Source organism: Acidovorax sp. (assembly GCF_034519795.1).
Taxonomy (GTDB): Bacteria; Pseudomonadota; Gammaproteobacteria; order Burkholderiales; family Burkholderiaceae_C; genus Acidovorax.
Genome location: NZ_JAXHOB010000009.1, coordinates 324,164 through 344,475, shown reverse-complemented (window position 1 = coordinate 344,475; position 20,312 = coordinate 324,164). Strand labels below are relative to the sequence as shown.

Genomic DNA, 20,312 nt, shown 5'->3' with positions numbered 1-20,312 from the left:
ACACGAGGAAACGAACCCATGGCATCCATGAAACACCGCATCGCCACCGTACTCGCCACCTTCGCCCTGGCAGGCGGCGTGCATGCACAGGTCGACCTGCCCGGCAAGGGCATCGCCGTGCAGCCCCTGCAAAGCTCCATCGCCGAAGAGAGCTTCCAGACCCTGCTGGTGGGCCGCGCGCTCGAAAAACTGGGCTACACCGTGCAGCCTATCAAGGAGGTCGAGTACCCCACCGCCCACGTGGCCATCGCCCAGGGTGACGCCACCTACATGGCCAACCACTGGGACCCGCTGCACGCCAGCTTCTACAAAAACGCGGGCGGCGACGCCAAGCTCTCGCGCACCGGCAGCTATTCGCAGAACGCCGTGCAGGGCTACCTGATCGACAAGAAGACGGCCGAGCGGTACGGCATCACCCACATCGACCAGCTCAAGGACCCGCAGCTCGCCCGCCTGTTCGACACCAATGGCGATGGCAAGGCCGACCTCACCGGCTGCACGCCCGGCTGGGGTTGCGAAGGCGTGATCGAGCACCAGCTCACCGCCTACGGCCTCACCGGCACGGTGACCCATGTGCAGGGCAGCTACTCGGCACTGATTGCCGACACCCTTGCCCGGTTCAAGCAGGGCCAGCCCATCCTGTACTACACCTGGACGCCCTACTGGGTCAGCGGCGTGCTGCGCCCCGGCCAGGACGTGGTGTGGCTGCAGGTGCCGCATTCTGCGCTGCCCGGCGAACAGGCCGGGGTGGACACCGAGCTGCCCAACGGCAGGAACTACGGCTTCGTCCCCAACCACCAGCGCATCGTGGCCAACCGCCAGTTCACCGACCAGAACCCGGCGGCGGCCAGGCTGTTCGAAGTGATGCAGCTGCCCGTGGGCGACATCAACGCCCAGAACCTGGCCATGCGCGACGGGCAGAACCGGCCCGCCGACCTGGCGCGCCATGCGGACGGCTGGATCCGCGCGCACCAGACCACCTTCGACGGCTGGATCGCACAGGCGCTGGCGGCATCCCGATAAATCAGCCCGTTGTGCGAAATGTCTCACTCTTTCGGGTGAGTGTGTGTGGTGCAGGCCACAAGTGGCCGCAGCGCGCTGCAGGCGGCAGGGCGCGCACCGCATAATCCGGCCGCTTCCACCTTTGCCGGCCATTGACTTGTGGCCTGCCGCACCACCATGCAATGTCCCCGCTGCAACTGGCAGAACCACGCTTCCTACACCCAATGCTTCAGCTGCCAGGCGCCGCTGCCGGTGGCGGGCGCGCAGGCAGGTGCAGCCGCCGCCCCATTCCCTGGCGCCAAAGCCCCAGCCCCCGCGCCGGCCCCCAAGCCCGCGCACAAGCAGGCACAACAGCAGGCGCACCAGGCCGAACTGATCGAGGTGTTTCCCGGCACCCTGGCGCGCCTGGGCGCCACGCTGATCGACGGGTTCCTCATGCTGGTCCTGCCCATCGCGATGGTGCTGGCCTGGGTGTTGGCCCGACCGGCCTTCGACGCAGCCCCGAACGCCGCCTACCCGGCCGCGCTGGCACTGGCGGTGCTGGGCCTGTTCTCGCCCGCGCTGATGGACGCCATGGGCCGGGGCTCACCGGGCAAGCGCCTGCTCGGCATGCGCGTGGCCACCCGCACGGGCGAGCGGCCCGGCGTGGTGCGCTCCATGCTGCGGCACTTCCTCAAGTACACGCTGACCCTGGGGCTCACGGTGGCCGTGCCCTTTTTGCTGCACCGTGTGCTCACGGCGCTGTTCGGCGAACGCGGCCTGCACGGCTCGATGACGGGCACCTTCGTCGTTTCCAGCAGCGCCAGCGACACCGCCATCCAGAAGGCCGTGGCACTGGAACGCGGGCCGGGCTGGTTCCTCAAGGCGATGGTGGTGCTGGGGGCGCTGTCGGCCTTCAGCTTCGCGATCATGGTGGCCGTGGCCCTGTGGAACCAGGGGGACGAGCCCGCCAACCCGCACCGCGAGCAGGTGCGCCAACTCGACAAAGCTGCACGCCCCGTGCTGCAGTTGGTGGAGAACCACTACCGCAACACCGGCAGCTTCCCCGCCAATGCGGCGGCCATCGGCCTGGCCCAGGCGGGGCAGTTGCCGGCAGGCTTCAAGGCCCTGGCCATCGAGCCGGCCAATGGCGTGGTGCGACTGACCATTGCCGACGGAGCGGGCGAGCCGCTGGACGGCAAGCACCTGGTCTACCTGCCCACGATGAAGAAGCGCAAGGGCCAGAGCGACCTGGGCAAATGGCAGTGCGGCAGCGACGACATCGCGCGCGAGAACCTGTCCTTCGGCTGCCGGCACGCCGTGGCGGGCGCGGCGAAATAGAACACGGACACGCCGCCCCAGAGGGGTGCGGCGCCGTCCCACGCCGGTGTCGAGCGGGCTCCTACGGCCGCTCCCAGCAGGCCGCGGTGTGATCGGGGCATGCCTTCGCCTGCTCCATCTCCCCGAAAGACCGCCGCCCCCCGGCCCCGCCTGCCAGGCGGCCTGCGTTATGTCAGCACCGCCATGCCGGGCCTCACGCGCGTGAAGCGCGGCAAGGCCTTTCGCTACCGCAGCCCCGACGGGCAGTGGGTGGTGGACCCCGACGAGGTGGCGCGCATCAACCGGCTGGCGATCCCCCCGGCCTACACCAGCGTGTGGATCTGCCCGCTGCCCAACGGCCACCTGCAGGCCACGGGCCTGGACGCACGCGGCCGGCTGCAGTACCGCTACCACCCGGAGTGGCGGCTGCAGCGCGACGAGCACAAGTTCGACCGCATGCAGGCCTTTGGCCGCGCGCTGCCGCGCATCCGTGCGCGCGTGGCGCGCGACCTGAAGGAAGGCGCGCGCAGCAAGGCCCTCTCGCGCACCCTGGTGCTGGCCACGCTGGTGCGCCTGCTGGACACCACCTTCGTGCGCGTGGGCAACGAGGAATACGCCAGCAGCAACAACTCCTTCGGCCTGACCACGCTGCGCACACGGCATGCCAGGCTGCACGGCAGCAGGCTCACCCTGAGCTTCAGGGGCAAGAGCGGCGTACCCCAGCAGGCCGCACTGGACGACCCGCGCGTGGCCCGCGTGGTGCGCCGCTGCCAGCAGTTGCCCGGGCAGGAGCTGTTCCAGTACGAAGGCGATGATGGCCTGCCCCATGCAGTGGGCTCGGGCGACGTGAACGACTACCTGGCCGAGATCACCGGGGCCGACCAGGCCGGCGCCGATGCCATGCGCTTCACCGCCAAGGACTTCCGCACCTGGCACGGCACGGTGCAGGCGCTGGAGCTCACGCGCCTGGCCTGTACCGGCCAGGCCGGCGAACCCGCCTACAGCGCCAAGCACGTCCTGGCCGAGGTGGCGCGCCAGCTCGGCAACACGCCGGCGGTGTGCAAGAAGTCGTACGTGCACCCGGCGGTGCTGGAGCTGGGCTCGCGCCTGGTGTCCGACGCGGGGGCAAGCATGCAGTCAGTGTGGGAGCGCATCGGCGGCGCGGCATCGCCCCGCGGCCTGAGCGCGGCGGAGCGGCGGCTGCTGGCCTTTCTGCACAAGCCGCGCGGCAAGGCAGGCTGAGAGGCCCCCATTCAATCGTGTCGCCAAGGTGCCGCAGCGGGCACCGGTGCCCGGGAGGCGCCGCTAAAATTGCTGCAGCGCGGCAAACCCGGTGTCCTGACGCCGCCCCTGCCCTCCCCACCGACATCGCCCCCACGAGCAGCCCCATCACCATGCTGGAATCCCTGAGCAACGGCGCGGACCGCAACGCCCAGCAGCGCCCCTTCCTGAGCCTGGAGGAGCGCGACGCCATCAACCGCGGTCGCTGGTTCGCGGCGCTCACGCCCTCGCTGCGGCACGACATCCTGCGCCTGGGCCGCGTCACGCGCTACACCCACGGCAAGATGATCGTCGAGCAGGGCAAGCTTGCAACCGACTGGTTCACCTGCGCCAGCGGCGCCATCCGCTTTCGGCGCACCACGCCCTCGGGTAAGCAGGTCACGCTGGCCTATGTGGAGCCGGGCATCTGGGTCGGCGAGGCCGAGGTGCTGCACCAGGGCGCCAACACCTACGACGCCCACGCCCACGGCCCCACCACAGTGCTCAGCGTGGCCGAGGCGGTGTTCCGCCAGCTGCTGCGCGAGCACCCCTCGTTCGGCGAGGCGCTGCTCACCTTGCAGGCGCGGCGCATGCGCTACCTGTACTGGATGATGGAAGACATGGCCACCCTGCCCCTGCGCGCACGGCTGGCCAAGCAACTCCTGCACATGCTGCGCCGCTTCGGCGAGCGCGCAGCCGTGCCCGGCACGCGCGGCGCCATCGGCCTGTCGCTGGTGCAGGACGAGCTGGCCCAGCTCTTGGGCGGCTCGCGCCAGCGCATCAACATGGAGCTCAAGTGGATGGAGCGCGAGGGCATCATCGGCATCCACCAGCGCGACATCGTGGTGCACAACCTCGCGCAGCTCGAAGCGCTGGCGCAGCAGGAGTCGCTGCCTGCGGGCTGAGGCCTCTGAGGCGCCGACCTACTGGAAGATCACCAGGCCCTGGTCGGCGATCACCACCGGGTAGTCACCCACCGGCAGGTTCTTCACCTGCACGCTGTTCGCGCCCGCGTTGTTGTTCACCACGGTGCTGGTGTCCGTGAGCTCGTAGACACTGCCATCGAGCAGGTCCGCAAACCGCGGCCGCAGCGTGCTGCTCTGCGCATAGCGGGGAAAGTGGAAACCCGTGCAGCTGATGGTGATCGGCGCCGTGCCCGCGGTTGCGGTTGGCAGCTCGGTGGTCTTCTTCCACACCACCAGCATGTTGCGCACCACGCCCGCATCGTTGCGCGAGTACGCATGCACCGTGTGGCCATAAGGTGCCGTGCAGCCGTGGTTGGTGATGCGCTGCAAGCGGTTGTCGAAGATCGCCGTCACGTTCTGGTAGGAGCCATAGGCGATCTTGCGGCCCTGCACGGTCTGGTCGCCGTTCTTGGGGCCCGATGCCGGATTGGGGTTGTACTGCCAGGTGCCCGTGCGCAGCAGCCCCTTGGTGTTCTTGGTCGAGTCGTAGTGCAGGTCGACGATGGTGAAGATGTTGGTCTCGATGCCGCGCGAGAAGTCACCCAGCATGCGGCGCAGCATGTACTTGGCCTGGTTCACCTCATCGAAAGCAGCGCCGCCGCACAGCGCAAAGTACAGGCATGCGGTCGATGGCGCACCGTTTTCACCCTGGCGCAGCTTGAAGCCGCGGCCCTCCACCAGCGTGCGCAGCGCATCGAACTTGGTGAGCTGGGACGGATAGGAGTCGTAATCCGGCAAGCCCCAATAGGGATGGAAGGCCACCGAGACATCGGCATTGGGCACGGTCGCGCCCTTGTTGTCGGCAAAGTAGTTCACCACCGATTGGGCGTAGAGGTAACCGTCGGACGTGGCCCCGCCCAGCACGCCGGTGGTGAACGAGCCGATGGTGATCTTCGCACCCGGCTGGATGCTCTTGATCAGTTGCGCGGTCTGCACCGCCAATTGGGCGTAGTCGGCCGCTGGCACATGGCCGTCGGGCTCGTTCCAGATCTCCCAGTCGCTGACCTTGACCGTGGGTTGGTTGTAGCGCGTGACGATGGCACGCACGAAGTCCAGCCACTTCTGCCGCCCGGTGCCCGTGGGCAGTGCACCGCCGAGCCCCTTGGTGCCGCAGTTGGTGCAACCCGCCTGCTCGTTGCCATAGCCCAGGAAGACGAAGGGCTTTACGCCCTGCGCACGCACGCCGTTGACGATGGCGTCGAGCTTGGTGAAGTCGTAGGTGGCGGGGCTGGTGATCACCGGCTCGATGAAGTGCCAGCCGGACTGGATGCGCACCTTGGAGGCGCCCAGAGGGCCCAGGTAGTCCTTCCAGTTGTCAAAGGTGCTGAAACCCCGGTCGGTGGTTTCTCCGCCAATACCGAAGGGGCTGGTGATGCCCGCGGCCACCATGTCCGCCGTGCTGCGCGGCTTGATTTCGCCGATGAGGCCGAAGCCGGGCCCCGGCTGGGCAACGGCGGTGGTGGCGCAGGCAGCGACGGCGAGCGCCTGTGCGAAGGCTTTCAAGTTCCAAGTCATTGTTGTCTCCTTTTTGTTCATCTGTCTTGTGTCGGCCCGCACGGGTGCGCAGCCATGGGTTGTTGTGGGATGTGTTCAGGGGTAGGGTGAAGCTCCTTTCAAGTGGGAAGCCCAGCAAGCAGCCACGCAGGCGCGCTCTGGTAGACCACGGGCCGCAAGAAGCGCTCGCAGGCGTGCAGCCCCACCGAGGTAGACGCCGGTTGCGTGGACGAAGGCCAGGGACCGCCATGCTGCTGGGCGCGCGTGACCGCAACGCCGGTGGGAACTCCAGCGAACAGCACGCGCCCGGCGCGGGCGGTCGCGGCAGCGACGAGTTGGCGGGCCAGCGGTGAATCCCCTTCGGCCCCCCAGAGCGTGGCGACCAGCGCACCGGCCATGGATTCGAGCACCGGCACCAACGCGCTGTCGTCGTTGCACACCACGATGAGCACCGCAGGCCCGAAGACCTCGTGGCGCAGATCTCCCTGGGCCACGAAGTCATCGGCTTTCACGGTGGCGAGCAACGCGCCCATCCGCTCGGGCGCGGGTTCGACAAGCACATTCACGCCTGCCGCGCTGCGCAGCGCCTGCACCGCAGACAGGTAGGCCTTTGCAATGGCGGGGGTGAGCATCGGATGCATGGGCGCTGCCGCCAGTTGCCGCGCGAGCTCGGCGATGAAATGGCGGGACGCATCGCTGTCGACCAAAACGACCACGCCGGGACGCGTGCAGAACTGCCCCATACCCAGCGCCACGGAGGCCGCCAACTGGGCTGCCAGGACTTCTGACGGCTGGGCCGAAAAGGCAGTCGGCAGCACCACCAGTGGATTGACCGAACCGAGCTCGCCGAAGAAGGGAATGGGCACGGCCCGCTGCGCCGCCAGGCCCTGCAAGGCCAAGCCGCCGCGCGTTGAGCCCGTGAACGCCACCGCCTGGATGGCGGGGTGCTGCACCAACGCCACGCCGTGTTCCACCGAAGCACCATCCACCAGCCCCACCAGGCCGCTGGGCAGTTGTTGCTCGTGCAGCACCTGCTGCACAAGGTGGAACACGGCGCGCGACAGCCGCAGGTGCGCCGGGTGCGCGCGGACCACGACCGGGCAGCCGGCTGCCAGGGCCGAAGCGGTATCGCCCCCGAGCACCGAAAACGCGAACGGAAAATTGCTGGCCGCGAACATGGCCACCGGACCCAGAGGCACCAGGACACGCGCCATCTGCGGCCTGCCGCTGGGCGGTGGGCCATCGACCGCGCCGTCCTGCTCCACCGCGTGCAGGCGGCCCGCCAGCACGAAGTCCGCGAAGGCGCGCAGTTGAAAGCAGGTGCGGTCCAGTTCCCCGTGCAGCCGCACGAGGCCCAGATGGGTCTCCTCATGGGCCAGGGCCACCAGGGGGTCGCGGTGCTGCTCGAGTTCCAGGGCCAGCGCCTGCAGGAGCCGGGCCCGGGTTGGCGGTGTGCTGACCGCCCAGAAGGGGGCCGCATGCGCCGCATCGGCGGCAGGGTCGAACGAAGAAAGCGGTGTGCAAGTCATGGGTTGGAGGGGTTCAATGCAGCGGCCAGCCGTCACCGCCACCAGCGAAGGCGAGCGGCGCAGGGCGAAGCACCGGCCGCGGGACAAGGCCCGCATGCCGGGTGCAAGGCCTCTGGAGATCAGAAGTTGTGCTTGAGGCTCAGGTCGAACAGCGTGGTGCGCGTGAGCCTGTCCTGCTTGGCGCTGCCGACGTTGGCCAGGATCGAGGTGCGCTTGCTCAGGAAGTGCTCGTAACCCACCGACAGCTTGGTGTTCGTGTTGTCCACGCCATCGGGGTTCAGGCGCGAGACGGCCAGCTTCACCAGGTGGGTGGACACCGGCACCCGTGCCGTCAGCGAGACATTGCTGCTGTTCACGTTGTTGACCTTGGAGCGCGCATACAGCAGGGCCGGGCGCACGATGCCGAAGTCGTAGGACGCGGCGGCCATCCACACCTTCTGCTGGGAGGTCGTGCTGTCGAAGGCCGTGCCCACATACAGCGGGCCCGAGGTGTATTCGACATTGGCGCCTGCGGTGTTGGAGCGCGTGCCCTCGCCCGCACTCCACGCCACGTTGGTCGAGAAGCCGCCCCAGGTGGCGCTGCGCAGGCCGATGGTGTTGTCGCTGCGGATGCCGCTCACGGGCACGCCGTAGTTGGCCAGCAAGTGCCGCGGCCCCGGCGTGGCCACCGTGTCGAAGCCCCAGGGGTCGGCCTTGAGCGCCACCCAGAAGGCGGGGATGTACTCGCGCCCCGCATACACCGTACCCCAGGCCTTCGGCGCGCCCACGTACACATAGGAGCGCGCCTCCCAGAAGGGGTTGTGGGCCAGGCCCGTGTCGGCATCGAAACGGTGCTCCATCTGGAAGCCGGCCTGCAGGCCGCCACCCAGGTCTTCCACGCCGCGAAAGCCGATGCGCCCGGCCGAGCCCTGGCGCACCTGCCACATGTTGGCGGCTGGGCCGGCGGGGCTGATGCCGCCGTTGGTGGGGGTGGTTCCGCCGTTCTGGTGGAACACACCCAGGTCCACGCGGCCATAGATGGTCACGGACGACTGGGCCAGGGCGGGCAGGCAGGCCAGGGCCGCACAGGCCAGCACGCCATGGCGGACAACGGTGGTTTTCTTCATGTCTCAAGTCTCCTCGGGTTGTGAACGGGGCTGCATGCCCAATGTTCTGAATTGTAGATTTTAGATTTTATAAAATCTGAAATGGAGTATATACTGGCAACATGGACGCACTCAACACCCCCACCTACATTCGTTTGCGCGATCAGTTGCGCAACGACATCGTCGAAGGCGTATGGACGCTTGGCGCCCACATCACCTTGACGGAGCTGGCCAAGCACTACCAGGTGAGCCAGAACCCGGTGCGCGAAGCGCTGCTGCAACTGCAGGGCGAGGGCGTGGTGGCCATGCGCATGAACCGCGGCGCCGTCATTCCCACGGTGGACGCGCTCTACATCAACCAGCTCTACAAGATCCGCGGAGCGATCCAGGCCATGCTGGCCGCCGACGCAGCTGCAGCAGCCAAGCCGGCCGACATCGAGCGGCTGGTGGAACTGGAAGAAACGCGCCAGGGCGCGGCCGAGCGTTCGGACATCGCCGCCTGCGTGATCGCCAACCGCGATTTCCACCGCTACATGGACGGCATCTCGGGCAACCGCATGGCGGTGGAGATGCTGGAAGGCCGCTCAGCGCTGGTCGACGCCGTACGGCGCAGCAAGGGCTACGGCAACGAGCGCCTGGAGATGGTCACGGTGCAGCATGGCCAGATGATCGCGGCCCTGCGCGCCAACGATGGCAAGCGTGCGGCGGCCATCGCCCTGGAGCACGCAGAGATGTCCCGCCTGGATTTGCTTGCCATGCTGCCCAGCCCGTAGTCCACCCATTTTTCACTGACGGCAATCTGCACTCCCCGCCACGCGGGGAGCGGGGTTGCCTGCGCCCAAAAAACCTCAAGGAGACAACACCATGCAAACCCGATATCCCCGCCGCCTGGCACTGGCCACCCTGGCTGCACTGAGCGCGCTGGCAGCCGCCGGCCCTGCCCATGCGCAGAAATTTCCCGACAAGCCGATCACGCTGTACATCGGCTTTGCGCCGGGCGGCAGCGCCGACACGGTGGCGCGGGCCCTGGCCGAAGAGATGGGCAAGAACCTGGGCCAGCGCGTCATCGTGGACAACAAGGGCGGCGCCTCGGGCAACATCGCCACGCAAACGCTGCTCAACAGCCCGGCGGACGGCTACTCGCTGGTCTTCGCCGCCATCCACTTCGCCACCAACCCCTGGATCGGCGGCGTGAAGTACGACCCGGCGAAAGACTTGCAGATGGTTTCGCAGATCACCAGCGTGCCGGTGCTGATGGTCGCCTCGACCGAAAGCGGCATCAAGACGCCGGCTGATGCCGTGGCCCTTGCCAAGAAGACCCCAGGCGGCGCCAAGGCCGCATCGGGCGGAGTGGCCACCTCCTCGCACCTGGCCATGGAACTGTTCAAGCGCGAGATGAAGATCGACATGCTGCACATCCCCTACAAAGGGGGCGCCCCTGCCAACCAGGACCTGATGGCCGGCCAGGTGGACCTGATGTTCGACCTCATGTCCGGCTCGCTCAAGGCCACCCTCGACTCCGGCCGCGCCACGCCCGTCGCGGTGATGCAGGCCAGCCGCATTGCGGCCCTGCCCAACGTGCCGAGCGCCGAGGAGCTGAAGCTGCCGCGCGGCACCCACATCCGCAGCTGGCAGGGCATCGCCGTCAAGGGCGGCACGCCCGCACCCGTGGTCAAGCGCCTGCATGAAGCGGTGGTCGCCGCCGCGACCAGCGAAGGCTTTCGCGCCCGCGTGGCACAGCTCGGCTCCGAGGTGGTGACCAGCGGCAAGCCCGAGGATTTCCAGGCCTTCTATATGCGCGAGCTGGCCCGCTGGCAATCCGTCGTCAAGGACGCAGGCATCAAGCCTGAGTGAGACCAAAGGAAACCCATGAAGATCAAGGAAATACGCTGCCACCTCATGCAGGCGGGTGCCCCGCCGCAGACGGGATGGACGGGCACCGGCAAGTCGGTGCTCGCGACCTCGCGCAACTGGCTGTTCGTGACCGTGCTGACCGACAACGGCCTGGTGGGCACGGGCGAAGGCTCGGGCTGGCCCAGGGCCGTGGCAGAGGCCGTGCAGGACCTGGCGCATGTACTGGTCGGTGAAGATGCCCGCGGCATCGAACGGCTGTGGCAGCGCATGCGCGTGGCCTGCATGGGCCATGGCCAGACCGGGGTGGTGGGCATGGGCGCCATCAACGCCATCGACATGGCACTGTGGGACATCAAGGCCCAGGCGCTCGGTGTGCCGCTGTACGAACTGCTGGGCGGTGCCACGCGCATCCAGGTGCCGTTCTACGTGCATGCCGCGACGCCCGAGGCGGCAATAGCAGCCGTGGCAGCGGGCGCAACGGGCATCAAGGTGGGTGGCATCGCCCAGGTGGTGGAGCGCGCCCACGCCGTGCGGGCCGCCATCGGGCCCGAGGTCGACCTGATGTGCGACCTGCACGGGCCGCCCTGGCTGGCGCCGGCGGATGCCGTGGCCATCGGCCGGGAGCTCGAGCCTCTGCACCTGCTCTTTCTGGAGGAGCCGGTGGCCCCCGACGACATACGCGGCTGGCGGCTGGTGCGCGACAAGGTGGCGCTGCCGCTGGCGGGGGGCGAACGCCTGGCCACGCTGCAGGACATGAAGCCCTTTTTGACCGAGGGCCTGCTCGACGTGGTGCAGCCCGATGGCGGCCGCTTTGGCGGCATCACGCAGATGAAAAAGCTCGCCGGCATGGCCGAGGCGTTTTCGGTGACCGTGGCGCCCCACTCCGGCTCGCTCGGGCCGGTCGCAGAGGTAGCCATGGTGCACCTGCTCAGCGCGATCCCCAATGCGCTGATTCTGGAGCGGATGGCACCCGACTGGGAGGGGCGCGCGCAGGTCATGGACAGCGGCCTCCTGGTGGAGCGCGGCTTCCTGCAGGCTGGCACCGAACCAGGCCTGGATGTGCGGCTGCGCGAGGACTTCATTGCAGCGCATCCGAGTCAGCGCAACGTCGGCCTGGCCACGGGCGGCTGGAATGCCGGCACCGACCACGAATCTGTTTACATGCAAGCGCGCCGCCCCCGGGCACGCATCGGACGAGACGACAAACCATGACCACCCTCCTCCTTCCCAACACCCTGCCCCGCCTGGGGCTCGTATCCACCGCCACCCTGACCACGGTGCTGTTCAAGCGCGGCCTGCGCAACGTCTTCCTGCAGGAGGTGCGGCCCGTGAACCCGGCCACGGCGCGCATGGTAGGTCTGGCCTTCACGCTGCGCTACATTCCCGCGCGCGAGGACCTCGACGGCCTCGATGCCTTCGACGACGCAGCCCATCCCCAGCGCGTGGCGGTGGAAAGCTGCCCGCCGGGCCATGTGCTGGTGATGGACAGCCGGGGCGATGCCACGGCCGCCTCGTCGGGCAACATTCTCATCACCCGCCTGATGCGCCGTGGCGTGGCCGGTGTGGTGACCGATGGCGGTTTCCGCGACTCGCCGGAAATCGCCGCCATGCCGTTCCCGGCCTTCCACCAGCGCCCCTCGGCACCCACCAACCTGATCCGCCACCACGCCATCGACATCGGCCTGCCCATCGCTTGCGGCGGCGTGTCGGTGTACCCGGGCGACGTGCTGGTGGGCGATGCCGAGGGCGTGGTGTGCGTCCCCCGCCACATCGCGGACGCCGTGGCGCGCGAAGCCTATGTGCAGACCATCTACGAGACCTGGGTGGAAGAGCGCATCGGTGCCGGCGACGCCCTGATCGGGACCTACCCGCTGACAGACCCCGCACGCCGCCAAGCCTACGAAGAATGGAAAGCCAAGCACGCCGACCGCTGGCCTTTGGCCCATGACTGAAACCGCCCTGCGCACCATCGCCTTGACCGGGGCGGCCGGCCGCATTGGCCGCACCCTGCGACCGCACCTGCTGCCCCTGTGCAGCGAACTGCGCCTGCTGGACGTTGCCGCGGTGCAGTCTGAGGACTCGCGCGAGACTGCGCTGCAGCTGGACCTGGCGGACCGCGAGGCCCTGCAACACGCCCTGCAGGGCTGCGAGGCCGTCGTGCACTTCGCGGGATACCCGCGCGAGGCCGGATGGGACACACTGCTGGCGGCCAACGTCGTAGGCGTCGTCAACCTGTGGGAGGCGGCCCACGCAGCCGGCGTGCAGCGCATCGTCTACGCCAGCTCCAACCACGCGGTGGGCCTGTACCCGCGCAGCCAGAAGATCGACGGCGCAGCCCCACCGTTGCCCGACAGCCGCTACGGCGTGAGCAAGGTTTTCATGGAGGCGCTGGCCGCCATGTATGCCATCAAGCACGGCGTACGCGGCTTCGGCCTGCGCATCGGCCACTGCAGCGCTGCGCCCGCCGACGCGCGGGCCCTGAGCCACTGGATCCACCCGGAAGACCTGGCCCAGCTGGTGGCGGTGGGCCTCACGGCCGACTACGTGCACGAGATCGTCTACGGCGCCTCGGCCAACAGCCGTTCGTGGTGGGCCGACGAGCGGGCCCGGACGCTGGGCTACCGCCCCGTCCATTCCGCCGATCCGCACACCGCCGCGCTCGAAGCGGTGCAGTCCGGCGATCCTGTCGCCGAACACTTCCAGGGCGGCAGCTTTGCTGCGGCAGGTTTCGACAATGCACGCACCCCAGTCCTCTGAGTCCGTCGCCCCCAGCGTGCAGCAGCACCCCGGCATCGGCACCATTGAGGTCTGGCCCGTAGGCAACCGCGTGGGCGAGTCGCCGGCATGGCACGCCGGCGAGCAGGCGCTGTACTGGATCGACGTGCGCGGCCAGCAGGTGCTGCGGCTCGAACCAGCGCGCCAGCGGCTCACGCGCTGGCAGCTGCCGGAGGTGGTGGGCGCGCTGGCGCTGTGGGATGGCGGCACTGTGCGCCTGGCCTTGCAGCAGCGCATAGGGGACCTGGACCTGCAGACGGACCTGCTCCGCTCGGTGTGCTCGCTGGCGCCGCACGAGCCGCCAGGCAACCGGCTCAACGATGGCAAGCGTTCACCCAGTGGGCGCTGGTTCGTCGTGGGCTCCATGGACGACCGGGCGGACAAGCAGGCCAGCGGCGGCCTGTACTGCGTGGGGGACGGCGGCGCCGTGCGTCGGCTCCATGCAGGCCTGGTGGTGGCAAACGGCATCGCCTGGAGCCCCGATGCCTGCACGCTGTACTTCTCAGACAGCTTTCGCGGCCAGGTCTGGCATGCGGCGTGGAACGAGGCTGAAGGCACGATGGGCAAGCCCCGCCCCTTTGCGGACCTGGGCGAAGCCGAAGGCCGACCCGATGGCGCGCAAGTCGATGCCACCGGACGCTACTGGTCTGCCGGTGTGTCGGCGGGCGCCCTCAACATCCTGGCGCCCGATGGCACCAGGCAGGCCCGCATTGCACTACCCTGCCGCGCACCCACCATGTGCGCCTTCGGCGCGGCAAACGATCTGTGGGTCACGAGCCTGGTGCGGCCGGGCTGGGAACCCACGGCGCACGACGGCGCGGTGCTCAGGCTGCAGATTCCCCGCTAAACCGAGCGAGCGCGCTCGGCGACACCCCCAGCACCCGCCGCATGCTGCGCGCCATGTGGCTCTGGTGCGCAAAACCCGCCGCCAGCGCCACCTCGCTGGCCGGCAGCCGCCCCTGGCGCAGCAGCGCGCGGGCGCGCTCCACCCGGCGCTGCACCACGTACGCGTGCACGGGCACACCCAGGGAGCGCTTGAACAGTGTCTTGAAGTGCGACACGCTGCTGTGCGCCACGCCGGCCAGCACCGGCAGCGACAGGTCTTCGTCGAGGTGCACTTCTATGTAGTCCACCACCCGGCGCAACTGCGCCGCAGACAGGCTGGGCGGCGCCTTCCTGGCCAGCGTGTAGCGGCCCAGCAGGTGCACCGCCAGGGCCGTGCCCAGGCTCTCGGCATACAGGCGGCCGTTGGGGGATCCCGCCTGGTACTCGGCCTCCAGCGCCCAGGCGATGTGCGCCAGGTGCGCGTCCTGGAACTGGTGGCGTGGCGCCAGGGCGGCGCGGCCGGCCGGCAGGCCGACCTCCTGCGCCGTGCGCTCAAGCAGCGCCGGAGAAAAGCGCAGCACCACCGAGCGGCCCGGCCCGTCTTCATGCCAGATGTCGGACTGCCCGGCGGCGACGATGTCCACGTCGCCGCGCGTGTAGACAAAGCGCTGTGCGCCGCACTGGCCCTGCACCGGCTCGCCCGAGTGCACGCGCACGCGCAAATCTGCCATCGGCCTGAGCTCGACCACGCCGCCCGGCGTTTCCACCAGGTCCACCTGCAGGCCGGCGCGGCCGGGTACCACTGCCCATGCTGATTCGTCCATCCGTGCTCTCCAAACAGCCGTTCGTGCGCGACCGGCCAAGCGTTCCTGCGGATTATTGGGTTGCCGCCGCGAAAGCACTTTGCGCCCGCGGTTTGGCGCTACTGAACGAAAGGGATTGGCATGAAAACGACCGTGATCGGAATGGGAACCATGGGCAAGAAGCTGGCCGCGCTGCTGCTGCAGGCAGACCACCGGGTCAGCGTATGGAACCGCTCGCCGGCCCACGCCGCCGAGGTGGTGGGCCTGGGGGCCACCCTGCACCAGGACGTGGCCCAGGCGATCGCCGCCAGCGAGGTGATCGTGGTCTGCGTGAAGGACTACGAAGCCGCCAACGCCATCCTGCTGTCGCCCGGCGTGGGCGCGGCGCTCCAGGGCCGCACGGTGGTCCACCTGACCACCGGCAGCCCCCAGGAGGCGCTGGACATGGACGCCTGGGTGCGCAGCCACGGCGGCCTTTACCTGGACGGCGCCATCCAGGCCGCACCGGAGCAGATGGGCCTGCCGACGACGCCAGTGTTCGTCTCGGGCGCGCAGCAGGCCTTCGACAGCGCGCTGGCTGTGCTGCAGGTGTTCGGCGGCGGCGTCACGTTCCTGGGCGAGCGCCCATCGCTCGCCTCGGCGATGGATTTCGCCACGCTGTCGTATGTCTACGGCGCAACCATCGGGTTCTTCCACGGCGCGCGCATCGCCGAGACAGAGGGCCTCGACGTCGAGCGCTACGGCGTGCTGGTGAACCAGATCGCGCCCTCGTTCGGCGCCTTCCTGCAGCACGAGGGCCAGGTGATCCACAGCGGCGACTTCGCCATCACGCAAAGCCCGCTGCGCATCTCCATCGACGCCACGCGCCGCATCGCACAGCACGCGCGCGATGCCGGCATCCACGCCGCCGTGCCGGAGCTGGCGGAAACGCTGTTCCGCCAGGCCGAGGAAGCGGGCTACGCCGACGAAGAAGCGGCCGCCGTGGTCAAGGTGATGCGCGCCAACAAATGACCACGCTCAACGCCCCACCATGTTGCCCGGCACCACCCACTGGTCGAACTGCTCACCCGTGACATGGCCCGAGGCCACGGCCGCTTCGCGCAGGCTGGTGCCTTCCTTGTGCGCCTTCTTGGCGATGAAAGCCGCCTTGTCGTAGCCGATGTGGGTGTTGAGCGCCGTCACCAGCATCAGCGAGCGGTCCACCAGCTCGGTGATGCGCTCGCGGTTGGGCTCGATGCCCACGGCGCACTGGTCGTTGAAGCTGACCATGCCGTCGGCCAGCAGGCGCACGCTCTGCAGGAAGTTGTGCGCCACCATGGGGCGGAACACGTTGAGCTCGAAGTTGCCCGAGGCGCCGCCGAAGTTGATGGCCACGTCGTTGCCGAACACCTGGGCGGCCAGCATGGTCACGGCCTCGCTCTGCGTGGGGTTGACCTTGCCGGGCATGATGGACGAGCCGGGCTCGTTCTCGGGGATGCTGAGCTCGCCGATGCCGCTGCGCGGGCCACTGGCCAGCCAGCGCACATCGTTGGCGATCTTCATCATGCTGGCGGCCAGGGTCTTCAAGGCACCGTGGGCATGCACCAGGCCATCGACCGAGGCCAGGGCCTCGAACTTGTTGGGCGCAGTGACGAAGGGCAGGCCCGTGAGGCGCGCCAGCTCGGCGGCCGACTGCTCGGCATAGCCCTTGGGGGCGTTCAGGCCCGTGCCCACGGCGGTGCCGCCCAGGGCCAGCTCGTACAGGTGGGGCAGCGCAGCGCGCACATGGCGCTCGCCATGGTCGAGCTGGGCCACGTAGCCCGAGAACTCCTGGCCCAGCGTGAGCGGGGTGGCGTCCTGCAAATGGGTGCGGCCGATCTTGACGATGCCGTCGAAATCCTGGGCCTTTTGCGCCAGCGTGGCTCGCAACTTGCCGATGGCGGGCAGGAGCTTGTGCGTGAGCGCTTCCACCGCAGCCACGTGCATGGCGGTGGGGAAGACGTCGTTGCTCGACTGGCTGCGGTTCACGTCGTCGTTGGGGTGCACCAGGCGGCCCTCGCCGCGCTCGCCGCCCAAAATCTCGCTGGCGCGGTTGGCCAGCACCTCGTTGACGTTCATGTTGGTCTGCGTGCCCGATCCCGTCTGCCACACCACCAGCGGGAACTCGCCCGGGTGCTTGCCCGCGATCACTTCATCGGCGGCGGCGACGATGGCCTCGGTCTTCTTCGCATCCTGCAGGCCCAGGGCCTGGTTGACCACGGCCGATGCGCGCTTGACCTGGGCCAGCGCCTTGATGATCTCGCGCGGCTGCTGCTCGCCCGAGATGTCGAAGTTCTGCAGCGAGCGCTGCGTCTGCGCGCCCCACAGCTTGTCGGCCGGCACCTCGATGGGGCCAAAGGTGTCGCGTTCGGTACGGGAGGTCATGGAAAACGGTACTCCAGGGTAAACAACGGTCTGCACGGCCCGGTGCGGCAGCGGCGGGCCGAAAAAAGGGCGGCCAGGGGGAACCCGGCGCGCTCGGGAGCATAAGTCAAAACAGAACAATTCTCATTTACCATCCCAGAGACATGACCCAGGTCAGGGAAATCGAACCGCCTGATGGCACGCGCACCCTCATTGGATTGTGCCGCCACTCCCACCCCGTGGCACATGGCCTGAAAGCCCGCGCTGCTGTGACAGCCTAGTGTCCCGAGTTGGAAGTTCGTTGAAAAAAGCAATCTGCCGAAATCGCTGCCAGGCTAGGCGCAAAGCACAGCCATGCTGGGAGCATGGCGAGCATTTGCAACGACGCATGGCGGGGATTGTCGGTAGATTGATTCAACTAATTTCTAACTCGGGACACTAGAGCCCACACCTCAACAATTTTCGCTACAAATTGGTACACTTTGCCCAGAAAGAACCTGTTCACGGTCTTTTTCGGTACCGTTCTGGGCGCACCGAGCCCCCATGGACCCCAGGCAGCGGCGCTGCAGATGCCCCCAACCGGCAGCTGGAGCAGCCCCGCCGCCCCTCCCCTTCTTGCGCTGGGCATGCATGCCCTGGTTGGCCCCTGGGGCCTGCAACCGGGCGTGGCTGCGGCCTGCGCGCGCCGCTGAGAATGACCGTGAACAGGCTCCGCCCCCCCGCACAGGCACGCCCTCTTGACGGCGCGCCGGTGCTGGCGCAACCTGCCTATCCACAACCGCCTTTTTCTCCTGCTCCATTCCATGAACACGTTCATGCCTTTCAGCTACAACCTGTTCGTGGTGGCAGCGTCCTTTGCCATTGCCATGCTGGCCTCCTACGTCACGCTGGACCTGGCGCGGCGGGTGCGCACGGCACAGCGCCGCGTGGGCCTGGCCTGGTGGGCCGCAGGCTCCATCGTCATGGGCACCGGCATCTGGTCCATGCACTTCCTGGGCATGCAGGCCTTCAAGCTGCCCATCGAGATCGGTTTCTCCGGCGGCGCCACCCTGCTGTCCTGGCTGGCGGCCGTGGCGGCGTCGGGCGTGGCGCTGGAGCTGGCCAGCCGCGAGCACTTCGGCAACACGCAGCTCGCACTGGGGGCCCTGGTGATGGGCGCCGGCATCAGCGGCATGCACTACATCGGCATGGCGGCCATGGACATGAACCCCGGCATCGTCTGGGACTACCGGGTGGTCGTCCTGTCGGTGCTGATCGCGGTGCTGGCCTCGGCCTCGGCGCTGCTCATCTTCAAGCTGCTGCGCCGCGTGCGGCCCAGCCAGCGCGTGGGCTACCAGTTGGCCGCGTCGTTCGTGATGGCGGTGGCCATCTGCGGCATGCACTACACCGGCATGGCGGCCGCCCGCTTTGCCGTGGGCGCCGTGTGCCTGAGCGCCGGCGAGCTCGGCGGCCCGGGCATGACGGCGATGGTGCTCATCGCCACCGGCATGCTGCTGGTGAGCACGCTGTTCACCTCCATCCTGGATGCGCGGCTGCAGAGCACGGCACAACAGCTCACCCAGTCGCTGAGGGAGAGCAATGCGCGTCTGCAGGCCGCCAACGACGAACTGCAAAAGCGCGCCTTTGCAGACGCCCTCACCGGTCTGCCCAACCGCCTGCTGTTCGAGGACCGGCTCATCCATGCCCTGCTTCGCCTGGATCGCACCAACCACCTGCGCGTGGAAGACCGGCTGGCCGTGCTGTTCGTGGACCTCGATGGCTTCAAGCCCATCAACGACTCCTTCGGCCATGCGGCGGGCGACGTGATCCTGCGCAGCGCGGCGGACCGCCTGCGCCAGGAGGCGCGCGAGAGCGACACGGTGGCCCGGGTGGGTGGAGACGAGTTCCTGATCCTGCTGGAAGACGTGACCGACGTGGCCGCCTGCGTCAGCATGGCCAACCGGGTGCTGGAGTCGCTGTCGCGGCCCTTCGAGGTGTCGGGCAAAAAGGTGCAGATCGCTTGCTCCATCGGCATCGTCGTGCACCCCGACCATGGCGACCGCACCAAGCTGGTGGCCAACGCCGATGCCGCCATGTACGCCGCCAAGCGCGCAGGCGGTGGCTGCTACGCATTGTTCGAGCCCCACATGGGCTCGGACGCTTCGGAACAACTGGAGCTGCTCAACGACCTGCGCCAGGCGCTGGACCGGGGCGAGCTGGCCCTGCACTACCAACCCAAGATCGATGGCACGCGCGGCCAGATCAGCGGCGTGGAGGCCCTGCTGCGCTGGAGCCACCCCAAGCACGGCATGGTGCCCCCCATGGTGTTCATCACCCTGGCCGAGCGCTTTGGCCTGATCGGGCGCCTGGGCGCCTGGGTCATCAACGAGGCCTGCCGCCAGACGGCCGAGTGGGCCCGCAGCGGCATGCGCATGCGCGTGGCCATCAACCTGTCGGTGCACCAGCTGCGCGAAAGCGGCCTGGCCGAGCGCATCGGGCAGGCGCTGCAGTTCCACGGGCTGGATGCCTCGCAACTGCTGTGCGAGATCACCGAATCGGTGGCCATGGAGGACATCAAGGCCACGCAGCGCACCTTTGAAGGGCTGGCGCGCATTGGCGTGTTTTTGTCCATCGATGATTTCGGCACCGGCTACTCCAGCCTCAACTACCTGCGCCAGTTGCCCGCGCAGCAGCTCAAGATCGACCGCAGCTTCGTCAACGACCTGGAAGACAGCGAGGACGCCCGCGCCGTGGTCAGCGCCGTGGTGAGCCTGGCGCACGCGCTGGGCCTGCGCGTGGTGGCCGAAGGCGTGGAAACCATGGGCCAACGCGACATCCTGCTGGCCATGGACTGCGACGAACTGCAGGGCTTCTTCTTTGCCCGCCCCATGCCGGCGGATTCGCTGTTCGCCTGGTCGCAGGGCGAAAAACCGGTGGGCGCCGTGGACTTCACGCCCTCCGTCATCGGAAGTTTGTAAGAGCGCGGCCGCCACCAAAGCTCCGCGCAGCGGATCGGTCCCCGTGACCATCGGTAGCAATCGTCGGCATGTTCTTACACCG

General features: G+C 68.3%; 17 protein-coding genes. 12 read left to right on the top strand and 5 right to left on the bottom strand.

The features are described 5' to 3' along the window. Positions 1 to 18 precede the first annotated feature (18 nt). From proX to U5N23_RS12275, 4 genes are all read left to right on the top strand, one after another. On the top strand, positions 19 to 1,023 hold the full coding sequence (gene proX, locus U5N23_RS12290) for a glycine betaine/L-proline ABC transporter substrate-binding protein ProX (protein WP_322593090.1): 1,005 nt from the start codon (positions 19 to 21) through the stop codon (positions 1,021 to 1,023). 156 nt (positions 1,024 to 1,179) lie between these two features. After that, positions 1,180 to 2,322, top strand: coding sequence for an RDD family protein (locus tag U5N23_RS12285; RefSeq protein WP_322593089.1), 1,143 nt, complete (start codon positions 1,180 to 1,182; stop codon positions 2,320 to 2,322). A 99-nt stretch (positions 2,323 to 2,421) separates the two neighbouring features. Then, a complete protein-coding gene (locus U5N23_RS12280; protein WP_322593088.1) occupies positions 2,422 to 3,543 on the top strand; it encodes a DNA topoisomerase IB in 1,122 nt (373 codons plus the stop codon). A 152-nt stretch (positions 3,544 to 3,695) separates the two neighbouring features. Continuing rightward, on the top strand, positions 3,696 to 4,466 hold the full coding sequence (locus U5N23_RS12275; RefSeq protein WP_322593087.1) for a Crp/Fnr family transcriptional regulator: 771 nt from the start codon (positions 3,696 to 3,698) through the stop codon (positions 4,464 to 4,466). Between the two features lie 18 nt (positions 4,467 to 4,484). Here U5N23_RS12275 and U5N23_RS12270 read toward each other — a convergent pair whose 3' ends face one another. The 3 genes from U5N23_RS12270 to U5N23_RS12260 form a co-directional block, all read right to left on the bottom strand. Then, entirely contained in the window at positions 4,485 to 6,041 is a 1,557-nt protein-coding gene (locus U5N23_RS12270; protein ID WP_322593086.1) for a GH39 family glycosyl hydrolase, read from the bottom strand. 98 nt (positions 6,042 to 6,139) lie between these two features. Next, positions 6,140 to 7,549, bottom strand: a complete 1,410-nt coding sequence (locus U5N23_RS12265; RefSeq protein WP_322593085.1) for an aldehyde dehydrogenase (NADP(+)) — start codon at positions 7,547 to 7,549, stop codon at positions 6,140 to 6,142. Positions 7,550 to 7,668: 119 nt separating this feature from the next. Continuing rightward, entirely contained in the window at positions 7,669 to 8,655 is a 987-nt protein-coding gene (locus tag U5N23_RS12260) for a porin (RefSeq protein WP_322593084.1), read from the bottom strand. 101 nt (positions 8,656 to 8,756) lie between these two features. Here U5N23_RS12260 and U5N23_RS12255 point away from each other — a divergent pair, with 101 nt between their 5' ends. The 6 genes from U5N23_RS12255 to U5N23_RS12230 all read left to right on the top strand — a co-directional run bounded on the left by U5N23_RS12255 (position 8,757) and on the right by U5N23_RS12230 (position 14,110). Then, positions 8,757 to 9,407, top strand: a complete 651-nt coding sequence (locus U5N23_RS12255) for a GntR family transcriptional regulator (RefSeq protein ID WP_322593083.1) — start codon at positions 8,757 to 8,759, stop codon at positions 9,405 to 9,407. 91 nt (positions 9,408 to 9,498) lie between these two features. Next, positions 9,499 to 10,488, top strand: coding sequence for a tripartite tricarboxylate transporter substrate binding protein (locus U5N23_RS12250; RefSeq protein WP_322593082.1), 990 nt, complete (start codon positions 9,499 to 9,501; stop codon positions 10,486 to 10,488). A 15-nt stretch (positions 10,489 to 10,503) separates the two neighbouring features. Beyond that, on the top strand, positions 10,504 to 11,700 hold the full coding sequence (locus U5N23_RS12245; RefSeq protein ID WP_322593081.1) for a mandelate racemase/muconate lactonizing enzyme family protein: 1,197 nt from the start codon (positions 10,504 to 10,506) through the stop codon (positions 11,698 to 11,700). Next, entirely contained in the window at positions 11,697 to 12,440 is a 744-nt protein-coding gene (locus U5N23_RS12240) for a ribonuclease activity regulator RraA (RefSeq protein WP_322593080.1), read from the top strand. The genes U5N23_RS12245 and U5N23_RS12240 overlap by 4 nt, the downstream gene beginning before the upstream one ends. Then, positions 12,433 to 13,245, top strand: a complete 813-nt coding sequence (locus U5N23_RS12235) for an NAD(P)-dependent oxidoreductase (RefSeq protein ID WP_322593079.1) — start codon at positions 12,433 to 12,435, stop codon at positions 13,243 to 13,245. Before U5N23_RS12240 ends, U5N23_RS12235 begins: the two co-directional genes overlap by 8 nt. After that, positions 13,223 to 14,110, top strand: a complete 888-nt coding sequence (locus U5N23_RS12230) for an SMP-30/gluconolactonase/LRE family protein (protein ID WP_322593078.1) — start codon at positions 13,223 to 13,225, stop codon at positions 14,108 to 14,110. Before U5N23_RS12235 ends, U5N23_RS12230 begins: the two co-directional genes overlap by 23 nt. Here the strand turns inward: U5N23_RS12230 and U5N23_RS12225 are convergent. Continuing rightward, positions 14,088 to 14,912, bottom strand: a complete 825-nt coding sequence (locus U5N23_RS12225; RefSeq protein ID WP_322593077.1) for an AraC family transcriptional regulator — start codon at positions 14,910 to 14,912, stop codon at positions 14,088 to 14,090. The genes U5N23_RS12230 and U5N23_RS12225 overlap by 23 nt on opposite strands. Positions 14,913 to 15,032: 120 nt before the next feature. Here U5N23_RS12225 and U5N23_RS12220 point away from each other — a divergent pair, with 120 nt between their 5' ends. Next, a complete protein-coding gene (locus U5N23_RS12220) occupies positions 15,033 to 15,902 on the top strand; it encodes an NAD(P)-dependent oxidoreductase (protein ID WP_322593076.1) in 870 nt (289 codons plus the stop codon). A gap of 6 nt (positions 15,903 to 15,908) precedes the next feature. Here the strand turns inward: U5N23_RS12220 and fumC are convergent, their stop codons facing one another. Further along, positions 15,909 to 17,294: a class II fumarate hydratase gene (fumC, locus tag U5N23_RS12215; protein ID WP_322593075.1), complete on the bottom strand. Its 1,386-nt coding sequence runs from the start codon at positions 17,292 to 17,294 to the stop codon at positions 15,909 to 15,911. A gap of 782 nt (positions 17,295 to 18,076) precedes the next feature. Here fumC and U5N23_RS12210 point away from each other — a divergent pair. Continuing rightward, positions 18,077 to 20,230, top strand: a complete 2,154-nt coding sequence (locus U5N23_RS12210; protein ID WP_322593074.1) for a putative bifunctional diguanylate cyclase/phosphodiesterase — start codon at positions 18,077 to 18,079, stop codon at positions 20,228 to 20,230. Positions 20,231 to 20,312 lie beyond the last annotated feature (82 nt).